Origin of the sequence: Candidatus Protochlamydia sp. R18 (assembly GCF_000648255.1) — a bacterium.
Classification (GTDB): Bacteria; Chlamydiota; Chlamydiia; order Chlamydiales; family Parachlamydiaceae; genus Protochlamydia; species Protochlamydia amoebophila.
Genome location: NZ_BASL01000629.1, coordinates 23,178 through 36,862 on the forward strand (window position 1 = coordinate 23,178; position 13,685 = coordinate 36,862).

Genomic DNA, 13,685 nt, shown 5'->3' on the forward strand with positions numbered 1-13,685 from the left:
TTAACTAGACTAAATAAGAGAAAAAGATATTTTTTATTCTTTTTTTTAATAGGTCAAGGATTTGGATGTTATTAGTTCATTTTGTGACAATTTCTGTAGCAAATCGCTCTATTTAAAAGGAGTTAATTTCTTTATCAGGCAAAATCCCTAGATTTTAAAATTATTAGGTTGGCTACACCTTATTGCTTTTTAGTCAGATAATCATTTGTCAAATAGCCTATCTTCTGCTTTGCCTAGTATGGTTTGAAGTCATTCCATTTTAGATTTTGCAAGGTAAACGTCGCTATGCAATTGTTGGAGTTTTTATTATTGCCGTTTTATTAATTTTGATATTTTAGCTCAATTGCTATTGGTTATCCTTTTAAAAAATAGAATAATAAATCTTGCAGACTGATTTTTAATTATTTAACTCTTACATGAATCAAATCATGTTTATCATGCTCATCTAAATAAAAGCGCCATTTTTCAGCAATCGCATTGAATTCTTCTAATAAGTTTTTCAGTTCTTCCAGATTAAGAATATTCGCATGCCCTAAATAATGGAGATAAATTTGATAGCGTTGTTCATCAATAAACAAATATGTGTATATAGAAGAAAGGTGGGAAAATGGGGATTTATGGGATAAACAATCCCTTACACTAGAAGGAATGTAATTGCCCCCATGATAAACGGAAGAAGATAAGGATAATTTAGAATCGTTGTCTAAAAAACGTATATTAATATCCGATCCTTCCACTGGGATCTGGATTCCACTTCCTTCGGCCAATTGATGCAATATTTTTTGAATATCTTTTTCAATTAACATTTCCCACCTAAGAGTTATTTATTTTCCTTCGGTCACTCCAATTTTAAACTAACTATATATTAAAAATATAAACTAAATTTACTGTTTAGCCAACAAACGGTATAACTATATTATAAATTTAATTTTATTAATTAGTAATTAAATGTTTCAGTTTTTGAAAATTTAATGAAAAATAAATAAATGTAAACTCAATGCCAAAAAAATGACAAAATTTGGAATTAAAAATTTAAAAAATAATAACAGAAATTTTAGGAATCTTTACTAGAAGACGAGAAATAGCTTTTTGCAGCTTGAAGTATTTGTTCATGCATTTTTTTCCAGGCTGCGTAAGACAGTTCCGCTTCTTGCATAACTTTTTGAAGTTCAATTTCCTTAGTTTGGGCAAAAGAGGGTTGTTTAGTAAGAGTAGAGGAAAAATAAGCATAAATAGGGCTGTAATTTTTAGATTTTTCTTCTTTTGAAGTGACCCCAGGAAGTTGAATTTGGAGATTGCGATCAATAAAAGGACGGGTTTGCCCTTCAATTTTATATGGAAAGAATTTTTCTCTGCAAAATTCTGAATATGCCATGATAATCTCCAAAGTACACTTTTTTTCTTTTTAGGTACTCAAGAGTTTCAAGGCAAGCTTATTTTTTCTTTTTTTAATTTTGTCGAATGGAAGTATAGGTATTTATTTTTCATTCTAATTATCAAGACTCCAATCAATAGGGCATTTGCCTTGCTGTTCGAGTAAAGCATTAATTTTAGAAAAATGACGACAACCGAAAAAACCATTGGCAGCTGAATAGGGAGAAGGATGTGCAGCAGTGAGAATATAATGACGCTTAATATTGACAGATTCTTTTAAAAAACGACATTTATCTTGAGCGGATTTTCCCCATAGAACAAAAATAATAGGATCTTGGCGTTTGATAAGTTGAAGAATAGCTGCATCAGTAAATTGCTCCCATCCTCTGCCATGATGAGACATGGGTTCACTTTTTTTAACGGTTAAAGTGGCATTGAGAAGTAAAACGCCTTGTTTAGCCCATTTTAACAAACAACCATGGGAAGGAATTGATAAGAGAAGGTCAGTTTGTAATTCTTTAAAAATATTTTGCAAAGAAGGAGGTGGCTTTATCCCCTTAGGGACACTAAAGCTAAGTCCGTGGGCTTGTCCTGGGCCATGATAAGGATCTTGACCCATAATAACCACCTGTACTTTTTCATAAGGAGTATTATAAAATGCATTAAAAATTAAATCATGCGGAGGATAAATTGGGCTTGGAGAGGAGGCGTATTCATTTTCAATAAAGTTTGCTAAATTTAAAATATAAGGTTGCTCAAGCTCTTGTTTGAGAACTTTTTGCCAACTTGGTTCTAAAATAAAAGGAGTGCAGTTCTTATCTAACATTAATAACCTATAAGATTTTGCATCTGCTCAAGTAAATGATGAATTTGTTTCTTTTGAGCAGAGGTAAAGTTGGGAGAATTCTTTTTAATCTGATTATAAAGGCGATCCAGATTTTGGATGAAGCCTTTTCCAACTTTTTTTTGACGCTTATCTTGATTGTCCAATGGAAAAGTTTGTCGAATTAAAGTTAAAACTTCGGCTTTTGTTTCCCCTTTGTAGTTTTCCACGATGATTTGTTTTTTTTCTAAGCTTCCAGAGCGGGTCGCCAATACATAAACAGCTTGGCGTGGCATCCATTCAATTTGAGGGCGAAGAGGTTTTGGCATAGACTCATAAAATTCATAATATTGCATGAGGTTGTAGGGGGTTTGACGGTTGCCGTAAGCAGCTATCAACCAAGCCGTAAATGCTCCATCACGATAACGGGTGAGTACTTGATGCGCTTTTTTTATTCTCTCTCCATGTAAAATAGCTGCTTGATTGTTGATAGCTTTGACTTCTGAAGTAAGAGAGATTAATGTTTGTAAATCATTTTTAATATCGTCGCTTTCTGTGGCATAAGATTTTAATAACAACTCCAAACTTATTTTTTCTTTATCACTTAATTCAGTCACACTAAAGATTCCTGAAAAACTCGTTAAATTTCCTGTTGCAGATTGTTTGGCCATTTCTGCCATTTTCGAACTATGAGAAGATTTTTTTGCTCGTTCAGAGAGAATGGAATTGACATTGGCCATTATGACAACCTTATGATTAAATGATAAAAATTCTCATGTAAAGCCGCTTTACATGAGAAAATAATTTAAAGCCTTTTTAAAATTTCTTTCGTAACAGCTAGATAATCTTCAGCAGCTCGACCTTCAGGGTCGGTTTCAAAAACAGGTTTACCAAAAATAGATGCTTCTGAAACAGAGATGTCTCGCCTAATTTTATTTTGTAGTATCTTTTTAGGAAAAGCGCGTTCTATCACTTCTAAAAAGGCCTGATTACTTTTTCCTCTTGCGTTCCAAAATGATAAAATTACCCCTAAAATGTTTAAAGGATGGCGTTGACTAATACTGTCCATAAATTGACTTAATCGTTCAAGGCCTTTGACACTATAGAACTCTGGTGTAATGCAAACGAGTGTGTGTTGAGCAGCAATAAGAGCAGACTCAGTCAACCAACAAAGTGAAGGTGGAGTATCAATAATAATATAATCATATTTAAGAGGAGCAATAAGGTCTCGCAATTTTTCGTGAGAATAACGATCAGAAGCTAGTTGCCCTGTTACTTCAACTCTTTCTAGCCATGTGTCAGCAGGAATTAAGTCTAAATTTGGAAAAAGAGTTTTTCTAATGACTTCTGAAATTGTTTTATTACCTAGTAAAACTGGAGCTAAACTATCATTTTCATCAGGATCAAATCCTAAGCCTGTCGATAAATTAGCTTGAGCATCAAAGTCAATAAGTAATACTTTTTTCTTATGAAACTTTGCCAAAGCAGCCCCTATGTGTAAAGCTGTCGATGTTTTGGCCGTTCCTCCTTTAAAACTGCTAATCGCAATTGTCTTCATTTTTTAATTCCTTTCTGCTGAAGCGTAAGGAGAATGGGATTGACGTTGTTGTTTTTCAATTTCTAACTTTTGTATAAATTCATCAATTTGAATTTCACCATGGACGACATTATCGCGAGTTCTTAAATTAGCTGTTTTGTGTTCAACTTCTTGGTCCCCGATCGTTAAAATATAGTTGAATTGAGCCAGTTGCGCATTACGAACTTTTTTGCTGACAGATTCTTGGGTGCTATCCACGTCAACATGAAAACCTGCATTTTTAAAACGTTTAGCAAGTTCTCTTGCATAAGGTTCGTGGCGATCAGCGACCGTAATGAATCGGATTTGTGAAGGGCTTAACCAAAGAGGAAATTTACCTACATAATGTTCGATTAAAATACCAAAAAAACGTTCGATTGAACCAAATATTGCTCGGTGAATCATGACAGGGCGCTGGCGAGTTCCATCCGAAAAAGTGTATTCGAGTTCAAATTTTTCAGGTAAGGCCATATCTAGCTGAATAGTTCCACATTGCCAACTACGATTGATTGCGTCACGAATATGAAAGTCAATTTTAGGTCCATAAAAGGCCCCATCTCCTTCATTAATGCGATATTCTTTTCCCATTTCATCTAGAGCGCCTTTTAGCCCTGCTGTCGCTACTTCCCATTCGTGATCAGTACCAATAGTGTTTTTTTCAGGGCGAGTCGATAATTCTAAGCGATAAGAAAGACCAAATGTAGAATAGATTTCATCTGCAAGAGCCAGTACTCCTAAAATTTCTTGTTGGATATCGGACGGTTTCATAAAAATGTGAGCATCATCTTGGTGAAAACTACGTACTCTAAATAATCCTGATAAAGATCCTGAGGGTTCATAGCGATGGACATTTCCGATTTCAGCTATCCTTAAAGGTAGTTCGCGATAACTATGCGTATGGCTTTTATAATAAAGCATACAACCTGGGCAGTTCATTGGTTTAATGGCAAAGTCGCGATCTTCAATTTGTGAGATAAACATATTTTGACGATAATTACCCCAATGACCAGAAATTTCCCACAACTCTTTTGTCATCATTGTTGGTGTTTTGATCTCAATATAATCGTGGCGGCTGAGACATTCTCTAATGTAAGCAACCAACTGATTCCAAACAATTAAACCTTTGGGGTGGATAAAAGGCATTCCAGGAGCCTCTTCTTTTAAGGAAAATAAATCTAATTTCGCCCCTAATAATTTGTGATCACGTTTTTTAGCTTCTTCCAATTGATGCAAATAATCTTTTAAAAGTTTTCGATCCGGAAAAGAAATGGCATAAATGCGCGTAAGCATTTCTTTATTAGAATCTCCTCTCCAATAAGCTCCAGCTGTTTTCATTAATTTTAGAGCTTTTATTTTTCCTAAATTAAAGAGATGAGGACCTCGACATAAATCATAAAATTCGCCTTGCCGATAACCTGTTAATGTGCTTTCGTCTTCAAAACTGTTAATCAATTCACACTTATAAGGATTATTCTGAAATTGTTTTAATGCATCGGATTTTGTTGAAATAACTTCTCGTTTGGTTTGAAAATTTTCAGAAATAATAGCCTGCATTTCTTTTTCAATTTTTTCAAAATCGGCATCAGAAATGGTCAAATTGGCAAAATCGTAGTAAAAACCATTTTCAATAGGAGGTCCAATAGTTGGCTGTGCATCTGGCCATAAACGTAAAATAGCTTGTGCGAGAACATGAGCAGAAGTGTGCCAAAAAATTTCTTTCCCTTCAGGATCATTAAAACCCCATAAAATAACCTGATCTCCTTCTTGTAAAGGGTAAGAAAGATCAACTGTTTTTCCATTGATAGAAGCTCCTAAAGCTTCATGTGGCCCTTTCAAATTCAATTTATCTGCTAGATCTTTAGCTGTGCTTCCAGAGGGCATTTCATAAGATGATTGATCTTTCAATTTAATAAACATGGATTTGTTATTCCTTATCACTTTGATTTTACCAAATTTCAGAAATCAATTTTTACTTTCTAATGACTTCTTATTTACAAGTTTATTTCGGTATTTCGTATAAAAAGGAGTTTACATGAAGAAGGAAAAAAAATGAAGTTTGTAAACAACCATTAACATTGCCCCGCAAAAAAGGTCCAACAGAAAGTAGGAAAATCATGCTATCCTTTAAAAAAGGAAAACACCGTAAAGAAAAGTTTTACAGAAGAACAAATTATTGAAATTTTAAAAGAAGTCGACTCTTAAATACCCCTTGCAAAAGTTTGTCGTAAAAAATGTCGTAAAAGTGTCGTAAAAACAAAACAAAACTTGCAAGTTACTGTTTTTTTGTGACACAATAAAGGAAAAAATGTCTTAAAAAATGCCATTTCATCCAAAATTCACCATTTCTATTCCTATTGCGTCTGCACTCACGGCCATTGAGCGAACAAGAGGATTTTTAGAAGCAGCTCAGCTTTCGAAAGGCTGGGTAGCTAAAATGCAGGCGCGTGCGCTAATTTTAGAAGCACATCACACCACCCATATAGAAGGTACGCATTTAAGCCTTGACCAGTCCGAAAGACTTATAGCCGGCGAAAATATATCAGATGTTGACTCTGAGGATGTCAAAGAACTGCTGAATTATAGAAAAGCCTTCGATTTCGTCGCAGATTATGTCTTTTCACAAGGACTTATAACAGAAGGTCTAATTAGAGAGATTCATAGACGTCTTGTCGAAGACGTCAGAGGAAATAGCGCTCAGCCAGGGCAATATAGAGTCATTCAAAATTATGTTGCTAATTCTAAAACAAAAGAAATTATTTACACACCACCGGCAGCCTATGAAGTCCCCATTTTTATGGCCGAATTGGTGGAGTGGCTACAAAATGAACAAGCTATTCCTCCAGTACTTTTAGCAGGGATTGCACAGTTTCAACTCGTTCATATACACCCATTTTTAGATGGAAATGGTCGAACAGCTCGGCTATTATCTACGCTATGTCTCTATCGATCGGGTTACGACTTCAAGAAACTTTTTACTATTAGTGAATACTACGACCGAAACCGACAAGACTACTACCACGCCATTCAATCCGTCAGAAACAACAACCTGGATATGACTTGCTGGCTTGAATATTTCTCTAAAGCTTTAGAAACGCAAATGCATGAAATCCAGCTTAAAGCATCCCATGCAATGAAATTAGATATCTTGGTGCTAGAATACAAACTTTCAAAAAGACAAAAACTGGCTTTAGACTGTTTGCTTGAAAGGAAAGAAAACTTTTCAATTCGCGATTATGAGTTGCTTTGTCCGGGAATCAATAGACGATCTTTGCAACGAGATCTTTCCGATTTAATAGAAAAGGGACTCATCTCTCAAGATGGTATTAAAAAAGCATCTCGTTACAAAGTAAATCGCCTAAATTAATTTTTTTACGACATTTTTACGACGGTAAGCTCGCTTTTTTATTAACAAGCCTTGTATTTGCTTTAGAAAATACTTAATTTTTTTATAATTTTTCAAGCTTTTGCTGAATTTCTGTTATTTGCTCTGTTATTTCTTCTAAAGCTTTTTGGTTAGTTTTTAAATTTTCTTCAGCTATTTGAGTTTTTTCTCTATGTAGAGATATTTTCCGATTTTGTTCTTTGACTTGGCTTTGAAGAACATCATTATCATCTTCAAGGGCTTTAATTCTGCCTTTAAATTTAGTGTTATCTTCTTCAACTTTAAAAAGTTCATTAGCAAACTCGTTAATTTTTTCATCAACTATTTTCTGGTTACCCTCAGCTATTTTTTGAGCTTCTAAAAAATTTAAAATGTTATTATCAAGTTTCGTGATCCTTGCGTTCATTTCTTCATGCGCTTGAAGCAAATTGAATAAAGTCTCTGATGTTAATGTTTCATTAGATGGAAGTGGTCCCATAATATTTACCTCTTAAAAATGTTTAAATTTAACTTAAAGAAATTAATTGCATTATAAATGCTATTTTTCATCAATATAACAAAAGTTATTTGTATAGATAATATAATAAATCACTAAAACTTTTTAATCAAATTTTTTATTTAATTTATTGTTTTTATAGGTGTAAATAATTATTTTTATGGTATTTATATTAATGGTTTTATTTTTATAAAATCAAGGCTAAATAAGAAAATATTGATGTTATTAAAAACGTAAGTTTATTTCAATAAACTAATTTAATTGGATAGACTAATGTCTTAATTCAAGCGAAGAGAATAATGAGATGTACATACTGCAGATCAGGCTTAATAAAGAAGAATGGCGATACAAGACATGAAAAGCAAAATTTTCGCTGTTTAGAATGTGGCAAATAATGAAGCTAAAATCATTAACGAACAAAAAAGAAACGTGTAAAGGAAGCTCTTTGAGAAAGAGTGTCTCTTCATGGAGTTTATAGAATTTTTGATGTAAGGATGCCATGGCTGCTAGATTTTATTGATTTCATTTTAACGATTTTCAGAGCTTTTTTGTTACGATTTTTCCCTTTTTGTTGAGAGAAAGAGAAAATGCTCGAGGATCAGATGGCTCAAGATGTTCTCCAGTAACCCTTTTGTTTCGAACGTACAAAGAATCTAAATAAGCTTTTGTAGTCATACTGCTTTTATATTCCTCTAATTAAATACGTTTATTAGAAGAGAACATGTGATAAAAATCAGGAACTTCCTCTTTGAAAATATTTTTTCCCTATATTAATTCTTCAAATTCAACCCAGTTGACTTAAGTGGGTAGGTTTTGTAGACTTGTGGAATGAGACAATCAAAATATATCAAACAGTTAAAGCAGTTTATCAACATCCCCTTGTTCACAGTAGCAGATGCAGAGAAACAGGACGTCCCAAGACAGGAACTGGCTTATTTAGTGAAAAAAAGGAACTTTAGAAAGGATTTATTCAGGAGCTTATCGCTTTTCACAATATGAACCCGACGTTGAAATTCAGTGGGAAAACTCGGCATTGATCGCAGTTAGTGTTCCCGATGGAATTATTTGTTTAATTTCTGCGCTTTGTCACTATGTTTTGACGGATCAAATTATGCGAGAGGTTTGGATTGCCGTACCTCACGAATTCCATCCTCCCAAACGGCCCAACACAAGGATCATTAGAATGCGCAATGTTAAGCTAGGGAAAATTGAAATTGTGCTTGGTGAATATAACGCCCACATTTTTGATAGAGAGCGTTGTATTGTAGACGCATTTCGTTATCAGAGTAAGGAAATTGCAATAAAAGCAATCCAGAAATAATTCCAAAGTACTAAATACAATCCGGATCCTAAAAAACTAGGTGGCATATGCAAAGGCATTATGAGTAAACATAACCCCATACATTTTATCCATACAATGTGACATCAGATTTGGAAAAATCATTCAAAGCTAAACTACGAACTATCGCAAAAGAAAAAAACGCGATCCTGCAGACCTTTGGCAAAAACTTACCCTTGAATGCTTTTTAGTGCGTTTAGCTAACTCAAAACATCATAAACATTTTGTCTTGAAAGGCGGTATTTTTCGTTCCACATATATCGAAATTGGGAGAGAAACAAATGATTTGGATTTTCTTGCAAGAAATATGAGTAATGAAATTGTTGAATTAAAAAATCTTTTTGAAGAAATCGTGAACATCGACCTCAAAGATGGATTTTCTTTTCAAGAGATTAAGGTCAGCGCGCTTACCCATCCCCATATAGGATATCCAAGAGCTGAGATATCGATGATCGCCTATTTCGGACGGACACGATTTAAAGTTGCTATCGATATTGGTTTTGGAGATGTTGTTAATACTATTGAATATACAATTTTTCTTACAACATGCTCTAAAGGAGCCCTTTTTGAAGGCAATATGAAGCTGTTGTCCAAAGGAATTTATTTTTGCCGAAGAGTTAGAAACTATTATCTATTGGGGCTCATTTAATAGCCGTATGAAAGACTTTCACGGTCTTTATTCTATGATATCCTCTTCTCAATTGCCATTATTTTATAATCTAGAAGGCGTTATACGCTTAGTATTTAAACGTTGGGAAAAACCTCACTTACTTTTCCGGTTACCTACCTATGCCGAGGATGAAATGAAACAAGTGTAAAATTTTTGGAACGTGTATTTAAAAAATTTACGTGTAGAGAATTCTGCTGACCTACCAATCATACCAATCATTATTACTCAAATTATAGTTACGATTATCCATTGGCTGAAATTAAATACCGGATGAGTTGGTAGCGACAAGTGAAAACTTTAATCTGTAAAGTAGTGATACCTAGTTCTATTTCATGTCGATAATAGCCACGATATCACTGCCTTACTAAAGTAGGAGCTCGTTTATTTCAATTTTTTACTCATCGGTTTGCTTTTTCTTAGAAGATGAAATAGCAGAAAAAAATGCTCCCTTTTGATTAGAAGGATGATTTTTTTTAGGTCGATAGAAAGAAAGAACGGTGTTAGCAATTTGAAAAATACCAATCCAAGCAAAAATTAAACAAATTTTATTTAAGAATGAAATTGAAAAATTTTTATGAGAGGGTAGCCTAGCCATTAAGCTATTGATAGGTCCAAGCAATATAATTTTTCTTTTGTTTATTTGCTGGGAAACTACTTCTGTACAAGTAGAAGAAGTTGGAGTCATGGCATTTTGCAGAGGGGAGAGATTAAGAAGTTTTTTTATCTCACATTCTTTTTTTTTAATATTTTCTATTATTTCTACGGCACTTTTTTCTTTTTGGGACAAAGCAGTTACAGTTTTTTGCCATTGTTTGGTATCTTGTGCTAACTGATAAGTATTCTCACTAAATTCTTTTACTTCTTCTGAAAGCTGTTTACCGTCCTGTACTAATTTATGGGTGCCTTCACCAAGTTTTTTTACTTCTTCTGAAAGCTGTTTACCGTCCTGTACTAATTTATGAGTGCCTTCACCAAGTTTTTTTACTTCTTCTGAAAGCTGTTTACCGTCCTGTACTAATTTATGAGTGTCTTCACTAAGTTCTTTTACTTCTTCTGAAAGCTGTTTGCCGTCCTGTACTAATTTATGGGTGTCCTCACTAAATTTTTCTACTTTTTCTGCAAACTGTCTGCCATCTTTTTGAAGCTCTTCCACGCCTTTTATAAACTCTTCATTATCTTGCCGAGACTGGTTTATGTCTTGCTTAAGAATTTCTAGTTCTTCATAAGAGCTTTGCATGAGAACATCACATTCACTAGAGAGCTCGTCAAAGGCTGTGTCAAAGGTCTCTAAATCAGCTAACTTTCTCTCATTTATTTTATTCATAGTTTTTATGTGAGAACAAAGCAAGTCACAGTGGTTTTGCATGATGGCAAGGAAAGGATTTTGTTTTTTCCCCGCAGCGAGCTCTTCTTGAGTGGGAATGGAGGTATACACTCTTATTTCATCAATCTTTGCATGACATTGCTTAATGGTCTCGAGTATTTCAGCTTGAATAAGACTCGTTTTTTCAACTGTTTGCTTAAATTCTTGTTGTTGAATTTCTAAATCCTGGACTTGGGGAGCAATAGTAGAAAGTTTTTCATCAATTTTGCTGCAATCCCTTTCTATTTCTTGACAAGCAGCATGACTAAAAGAGTTTTTTTTCTTCAAATTAAAAAGGTAGATCTTTCGCTGCAAAATAAGTTTTTGCAACAGCTGATTTTGTTCTTCTAGCCCTTCTGAATAATTTTTTTTAAGAAAAAAATTGTGGCAGTAATCTTCTAACGTTGCGGAAGGGTCAACTTCATTTTCTGGGGAAGGATGGTCGAGTTCTTCTTGCATACGATCAACAAGTTTTTGAAAAAAAACACTAACTTGCTGAGCTTCAATAGATGAATATAACATATGGATACCCCATTGCATAACAAAGATATAATAAATATTAAAACAGGTTAGAATTTTTTCCAACCTGTGTTTTAGCTAAAGCAGCTCTTTAATTAACACACTTTTCTAGCGATTGCCGCTGTAATCAATGTATTGCAAACTTGTAATACAAGATGTTTCCATGAAAGTAAGCCGGTTGGGCTTGATAGCTGCTGTTGAATTTGGGATACTTTAATTTCTAAATCTTTTTGTTCTTTACTATCCAAATTAGCAAACTTAGCTAAATTTAATACCCAATTTTTAAATTGCTGAGGATCCTGCAAATTTATATTGCTAAGCCTCGAAATAAATTCTTTAAGTTTATCTCTTTGAGCTTGTGCCTCTTTTTCCAATTTATTGTAGTTATTTCCTATTTGTTTTAAGATTGCCAGGTCTTGGGCACTTTTTTCATCAGCTTTCAGCTTGCTTTCTAACTCTACTCTAATTAACTCTCTTATTTTTCTTAATTCAAAATTGCGTTTGCTTAAATGAAATCTAGTTGCACGGTGACTTGTTTTCTCTTGTTCCAAGTCAGCGTTAGTTATATCTAAATTAATTTTAGTTAACTCGTGATCTGTTTTCTCTTGTTCCAAGTCAGCGTTAACTTTATTGAAATTGTAGTTGGTTACTTTATGTGTTAGTTGCTCTGTAACTAACTTGCGTAGAGCTTCATCTCGTTCTTTTTTTGCTTTAGCTGATTCATTTTGAGTCAAAGTAACTTCATTTCTATATTTTTGGCATTCAAGCTTTTGCTCAGCAATTTTTTTTGTTTTTTTAGCAATTTTTAATTGACTATTCTCTTCTAATTCAGAATGGCATTGTAGTGTTGCATCTAAAACTTCACTGAGCCCCTCTATTTTTTCTTGATATACTTTCTCTTTATTTTCAAGTTCAGCTTTTTCCTTGCATAGAACTTCTAATTGCGTCTTTAAACTATCTCTTTCATTGGTAAGTTCAGCCTTTTCGTTAACAAGCTTTGTATTTGCTTTAGAAAGCTCTTGTTTTTCTTTTTCGCATTTTTCAAGCGTTTCTTGAATTTCTGCTATTTGCTTAGTTTTTACTTTTAATTTTTCTTTGGTAGTTTTTAATTTCCCCTTAACAATTAAAAATTGTTCTTCATGGTCAATTATCTGCTGTTTTTGTTCTCCAATTTGATTTCGAAGACTATCATTATCTTCATTGAGGTCTTTAATCCTGTCATTAAGGGCTTCAATTTGGCCTTTAAGTTCATCATTATCTTTTTGAACTTTAAAAAGGTTATTAGAAAATTCGCTAATTTTTTCATCAGCTATTTTCTGGTTATCCTCAGCTTTTTTTTGAACTTCTAAAAGGTGACCTTGCCCCTTAAAAATCATCCAAGAAGAAATAGAGGTTCGTGTTAAAATAAATAAATTTTAGGAAACGAACCAATAAAAAAAAGATTTTCAGAAGAACACATCATTCAAATACTCAAAGAAGTAGAAGCAGGCTCAGCAGTAGCTGAAGTTTGTCGTAAATATAGCATAGCTCCCGCTACTTATGACTCATGGAAAGCCAAATTTGGCGGAATGAGTGTATCTGAAGCACAAAGATTAAAAGCTCTAGAAGAAGAAAACAGGAAATTAAAAAGGCTTGTAGCTGATTATGCTCTTGATAATGTGGCTTTGAAGGATCTTTTGTCAAAAAAGTGGTAGGCCCGCAGGCTAAGAGAAAGGCTATGAATGATCTAACCATCCGCCATGGCATAAGTCAAAGGAGAGCTTGTCGTTTACTTGCTTTCGATAGGTCTGTTGGGCGCTATAAGCATAAAATGAAGAATGATACAGAAGTAAAGGATAAAATGATTTCGATAGCTCATGAAAGAAGAAGGTTTGGGTATCGAAGAATTTGTCTCTTGCTGAAGAAGGAAGGATTAAAGATTAATCATAAAAAAGTATACCGACTGTACAAAGAGAGTGGTCTCAAAATCAGAAAAAGGGGTGGAAGAAAGAGAGCTTTAGGTTCTAGAATAAGACCTGAGGAGATTTCTAGGCCAAATCAAAGATGGTCTCTTGACTTTGTTTCAGATGCATTAGCCAATGGAAGGCGCCTTCGGATTCTAACAATTATGGATGACTTTACTAGGAAAAGTCTTAAGATGGTG

At 33.9% G+C, this 13,685-nt stretch carries 15 protein-coding genes and 1 pseudogene; 7 read left to right on the top strand and 9 right to left on the bottom strand.

The window, feature by feature from the left end; all coding sequences use genetic code 11:
• Positions 1-401: 401 nt before the first annotated feature.
• The 6 genes from TY19_RS02695 to thrS form a co-directional block, all read right to left on the bottom strand.
• On the bottom strand, positions 402-806 hold the full coding sequence (locus tag TY19_RS02695) for a hypothetical protein (RefSeq protein WP_042279926.1): 405 nt from the start codon (positions 804-806) through the stop codon (positions 402-404).
• 248 nt (positions 807-1,054) lie between these two features.
• On the bottom strand, positions 1,055-1,375 hold the full coding sequence (locus TY19_RS02700; protein ID WP_039360988.1) for a hypothetical protein: 321 nt from the start codon (positions 1,373-1,375) through the stop codon (positions 1,055-1,057).
• Positions 1,376-1,489: 114 nt separating this feature from the next.
• Positions 1,490-2,200: a uracil-DNA glycosylase gene (ung, locus tag TY19_RS02705; protein WP_042279929.1), complete on the bottom strand. Its 711-nt coding sequence runs from the start codon at positions 2,198-2,200 to the stop codon at positions 1,490-1,492.
• The gene (locus TY19_RS02710) at positions 2,200-2,937 is read right to left on the bottom strand and encodes a CT583 family protein (protein ID WP_042279931.1); all 738 of its coding nucleotides are present in this window, start codon (positions 2,935-2,937) and stop codon (positions 2,200-2,202) included. Before TY19_RS02710 ends, ung begins: the two co-directional genes overlap by 1 nt.
• A 65-nt stretch (positions 2,938-3,002) precedes the next feature.
• On the bottom strand, positions 3,003-3,755 hold the full coding sequence (locus TY19_RS02715; protein WP_011176557.1) for a ParA family protein: 753 nt from the start codon (positions 3,753-3,755) through the stop codon (positions 3,003-3,005).
• A gap of 3 nt (positions 3,756-3,758) precedes the next feature.
• A complete protein-coding gene (thrS, locus tag TY19_RS02720) occupies positions 3,759-5,690 on the bottom strand; it encodes a threonine--tRNA ligase (protein ID WP_039360996.1) in 1,932 nt (643 codons plus the stop codon).
• 400 nt (positions 5,691-6,090) lie between these two features.
• Between thrS and TY19_RS02725 the strand changes: the two genes are divergently transcribed.
• On the top strand, positions 6,091-7,137 hold the full coding sequence (locus TY19_RS02725) for a Fic family protein (protein WP_042279933.1): 1,047 nt from the start codon (positions 6,091-6,093) through the stop codon (positions 7,135-7,137).
• A gap of 82 nt (positions 7,138-7,219) precedes the next feature.
• Here TY19_RS02725 and TY19_RS02730 read toward each other — a convergent pair whose 3' ends face one another.
• The gene (locus tag TY19_RS02730) at positions 7,220-7,582 is read right to left on the bottom strand and encodes a hypothetical protein (RefSeq protein WP_148300617.1); all 363 of its coding nucleotides are present in this window, start codon (positions 7,580-7,582) and stop codon (positions 7,220-7,222) included.
• A 368-nt stretch (positions 7,583-7,950) separates the two neighbouring features.
• Between TY19_RS02730 and TY19_RS19495 the strand changes: the two are divergent.
• The 4 genes and pseudogenes from TY19_RS19495 to TY19_RS16120 all read left to right on the top strand — a co-directional run.
• Positions 7,951-8,181 (top strand): annotated as a pseudogene (locus TY19_RS19495) (transposase-like zinc-binding domain-containing protein); the annotation flags it as partial.
• Between the two features lie 503 nt (positions 8,182-8,684).
• Positions 8,685-8,972, top strand: a complete 288-nt coding sequence (locus TY19_RS02735; protein ID WP_148300618.1) for a type IV toxin-antitoxin system AbiEi family antitoxin domain-containing protein — start codon at positions 8,685-8,687, stop codon at positions 8,970-8,972.
• A gap of 208 nt (positions 8,973-9,180) precedes the next feature.
• A complete protein-coding gene (locus TY19_RS02740) occupies positions 9,181-9,639 on the top strand; it encodes a nucleotidyl transferase AbiEii/AbiGii toxin family protein (RefSeq protein ID WP_042279940.1) in 459 nt (152 codons plus the stop codon).
• A gap of 7 nt (positions 9,640-9,646) precedes the next feature.
• A complete protein-coding gene (locus TY19_RS16120) occupies positions 9,647-9,808 on the top strand; it encodes a hypothetical protein (protein ID WP_158383111.1) in 162 nt (53 codons plus the stop codon).
• 246 nt (positions 9,809-10,054) lie between these two features.
• On the opposite strand, the gene TY19_RS02745 is transcribed toward TY19_RS16120, so the two are convergent.
• Both TY19_RS02745 and TY19_RS02750 read right to left on the bottom strand, forming a co-directional pair.
• Positions 10,055-11,545: a hypothetical protein gene (locus TY19_RS02745; RefSeq protein ID WP_042279942.1), complete on the bottom strand. Its 1,491-nt coding sequence runs from the start codon at positions 11,543-11,545 to the stop codon at positions 10,055-10,057.
• Between the two features lie 92 nt (positions 11,546-11,637).
• On the bottom strand, positions 11,638-12,918 hold the full coding sequence (locus tag TY19_RS02750; protein ID WP_042279943.1) for a hypothetical protein: 1,281 nt from the start codon (positions 12,916-12,918) through the stop codon (positions 11,638-11,640).
• Positions 12,919-12,972: 54 nt separating this feature from the next.
• Here TY19_RS02750 and TY19_RS02755 point away from each other — a divergent pair, with 54 nt between their 5' ends.
• Together TY19_RS02755 and TY19_RS02760 are read left to right on the top strand one after the other, a co-directional pair.
• Positions 12,973-13,236: a transposase gene (locus tag TY19_RS02755; protein WP_042279945.1), complete on the top strand. Its 264-nt coding sequence runs from the start codon at positions 12,973-12,975 to the stop codon at positions 13,234-13,236.
• Between the two features lie 23 nt (positions 13,237-13,259).
• Positions 13,260-13,685 (top strand): IS3 family transposase (locus tag TY19_RS02760; RefSeq protein WP_148300619.1); only part of this gene is annotated, 426 nt, incomplete at its 3' end.

Bases quoted from the DNA above. Each gene is read 5' to 3' on its own strand.
- TY19_RS02695 (WP_042279926.1), bottom strand. From the start codon at position 806: ATGTTAATTGAAAAAGATATTCAAAAAATATTGCATCAATTGGCCGAA.
- TY19_RS02700 (WP_039360988.1), bottom strand. From the start codon at position 1,375: ATGGCATATTCAGAATTTTGCAGAGAAAAATTCTTTCCATATAAAATT.
- ung (WP_042279929.1), bottom strand. From the start codon at position 2,200: ATGTTAGATAAGAACTGCACTCCTTTTATTTTAGAACCAAGTTGGCAA.
- TY19_RS02710 (WP_042279931.1), bottom strand. From the start codon at position 2,937: ATGGCCAATGTCAATTCCATTCTCTCTGAACGAGCAAAAAAATCTTCT.
- TY19_RS02715 (WP_011176557.1), bottom strand. From the start codon at position 3,755: ATGAAGACAATTGCGATTAGCAGTTTTAAAGGAGGAACGGCCAAAACA.
- thrS (WP_039360996.1), bottom strand. From the start codon at position 5,690: ATGTTTATTAAATTGAAAGATCAATCATCTTATGAAATGCCCTCTGGA.
- TY19_RS02725 (WP_042279933.1), top strand. From the start codon at position 6,091: ATGCCATTTCATCCAAAATTCACCATTTCTATTCCTATTGCGTCTGCA.
- TY19_RS16120 (WP_158383111.1), top strand. From the start codon at position 9,647: ATGAAAGACTTTCACGGTCTTTATTCTATGATATCCTCTTCTCAATTG.
- TY19_RS02745 (WP_042279942.1), bottom strand. From the start codon at position 11,545: ATGTTATATTCATCTATTGAAGCTCAGCAAGTTAGTGTTTTTTTTCAA.
- TY19_RS02750 (WP_042279943.1), bottom strand. From the start codon at position 12,918: ATGATTTTTAAGGGGCAAGGTCACCTTTTAGAAGTTCAAAAAAAAGCT.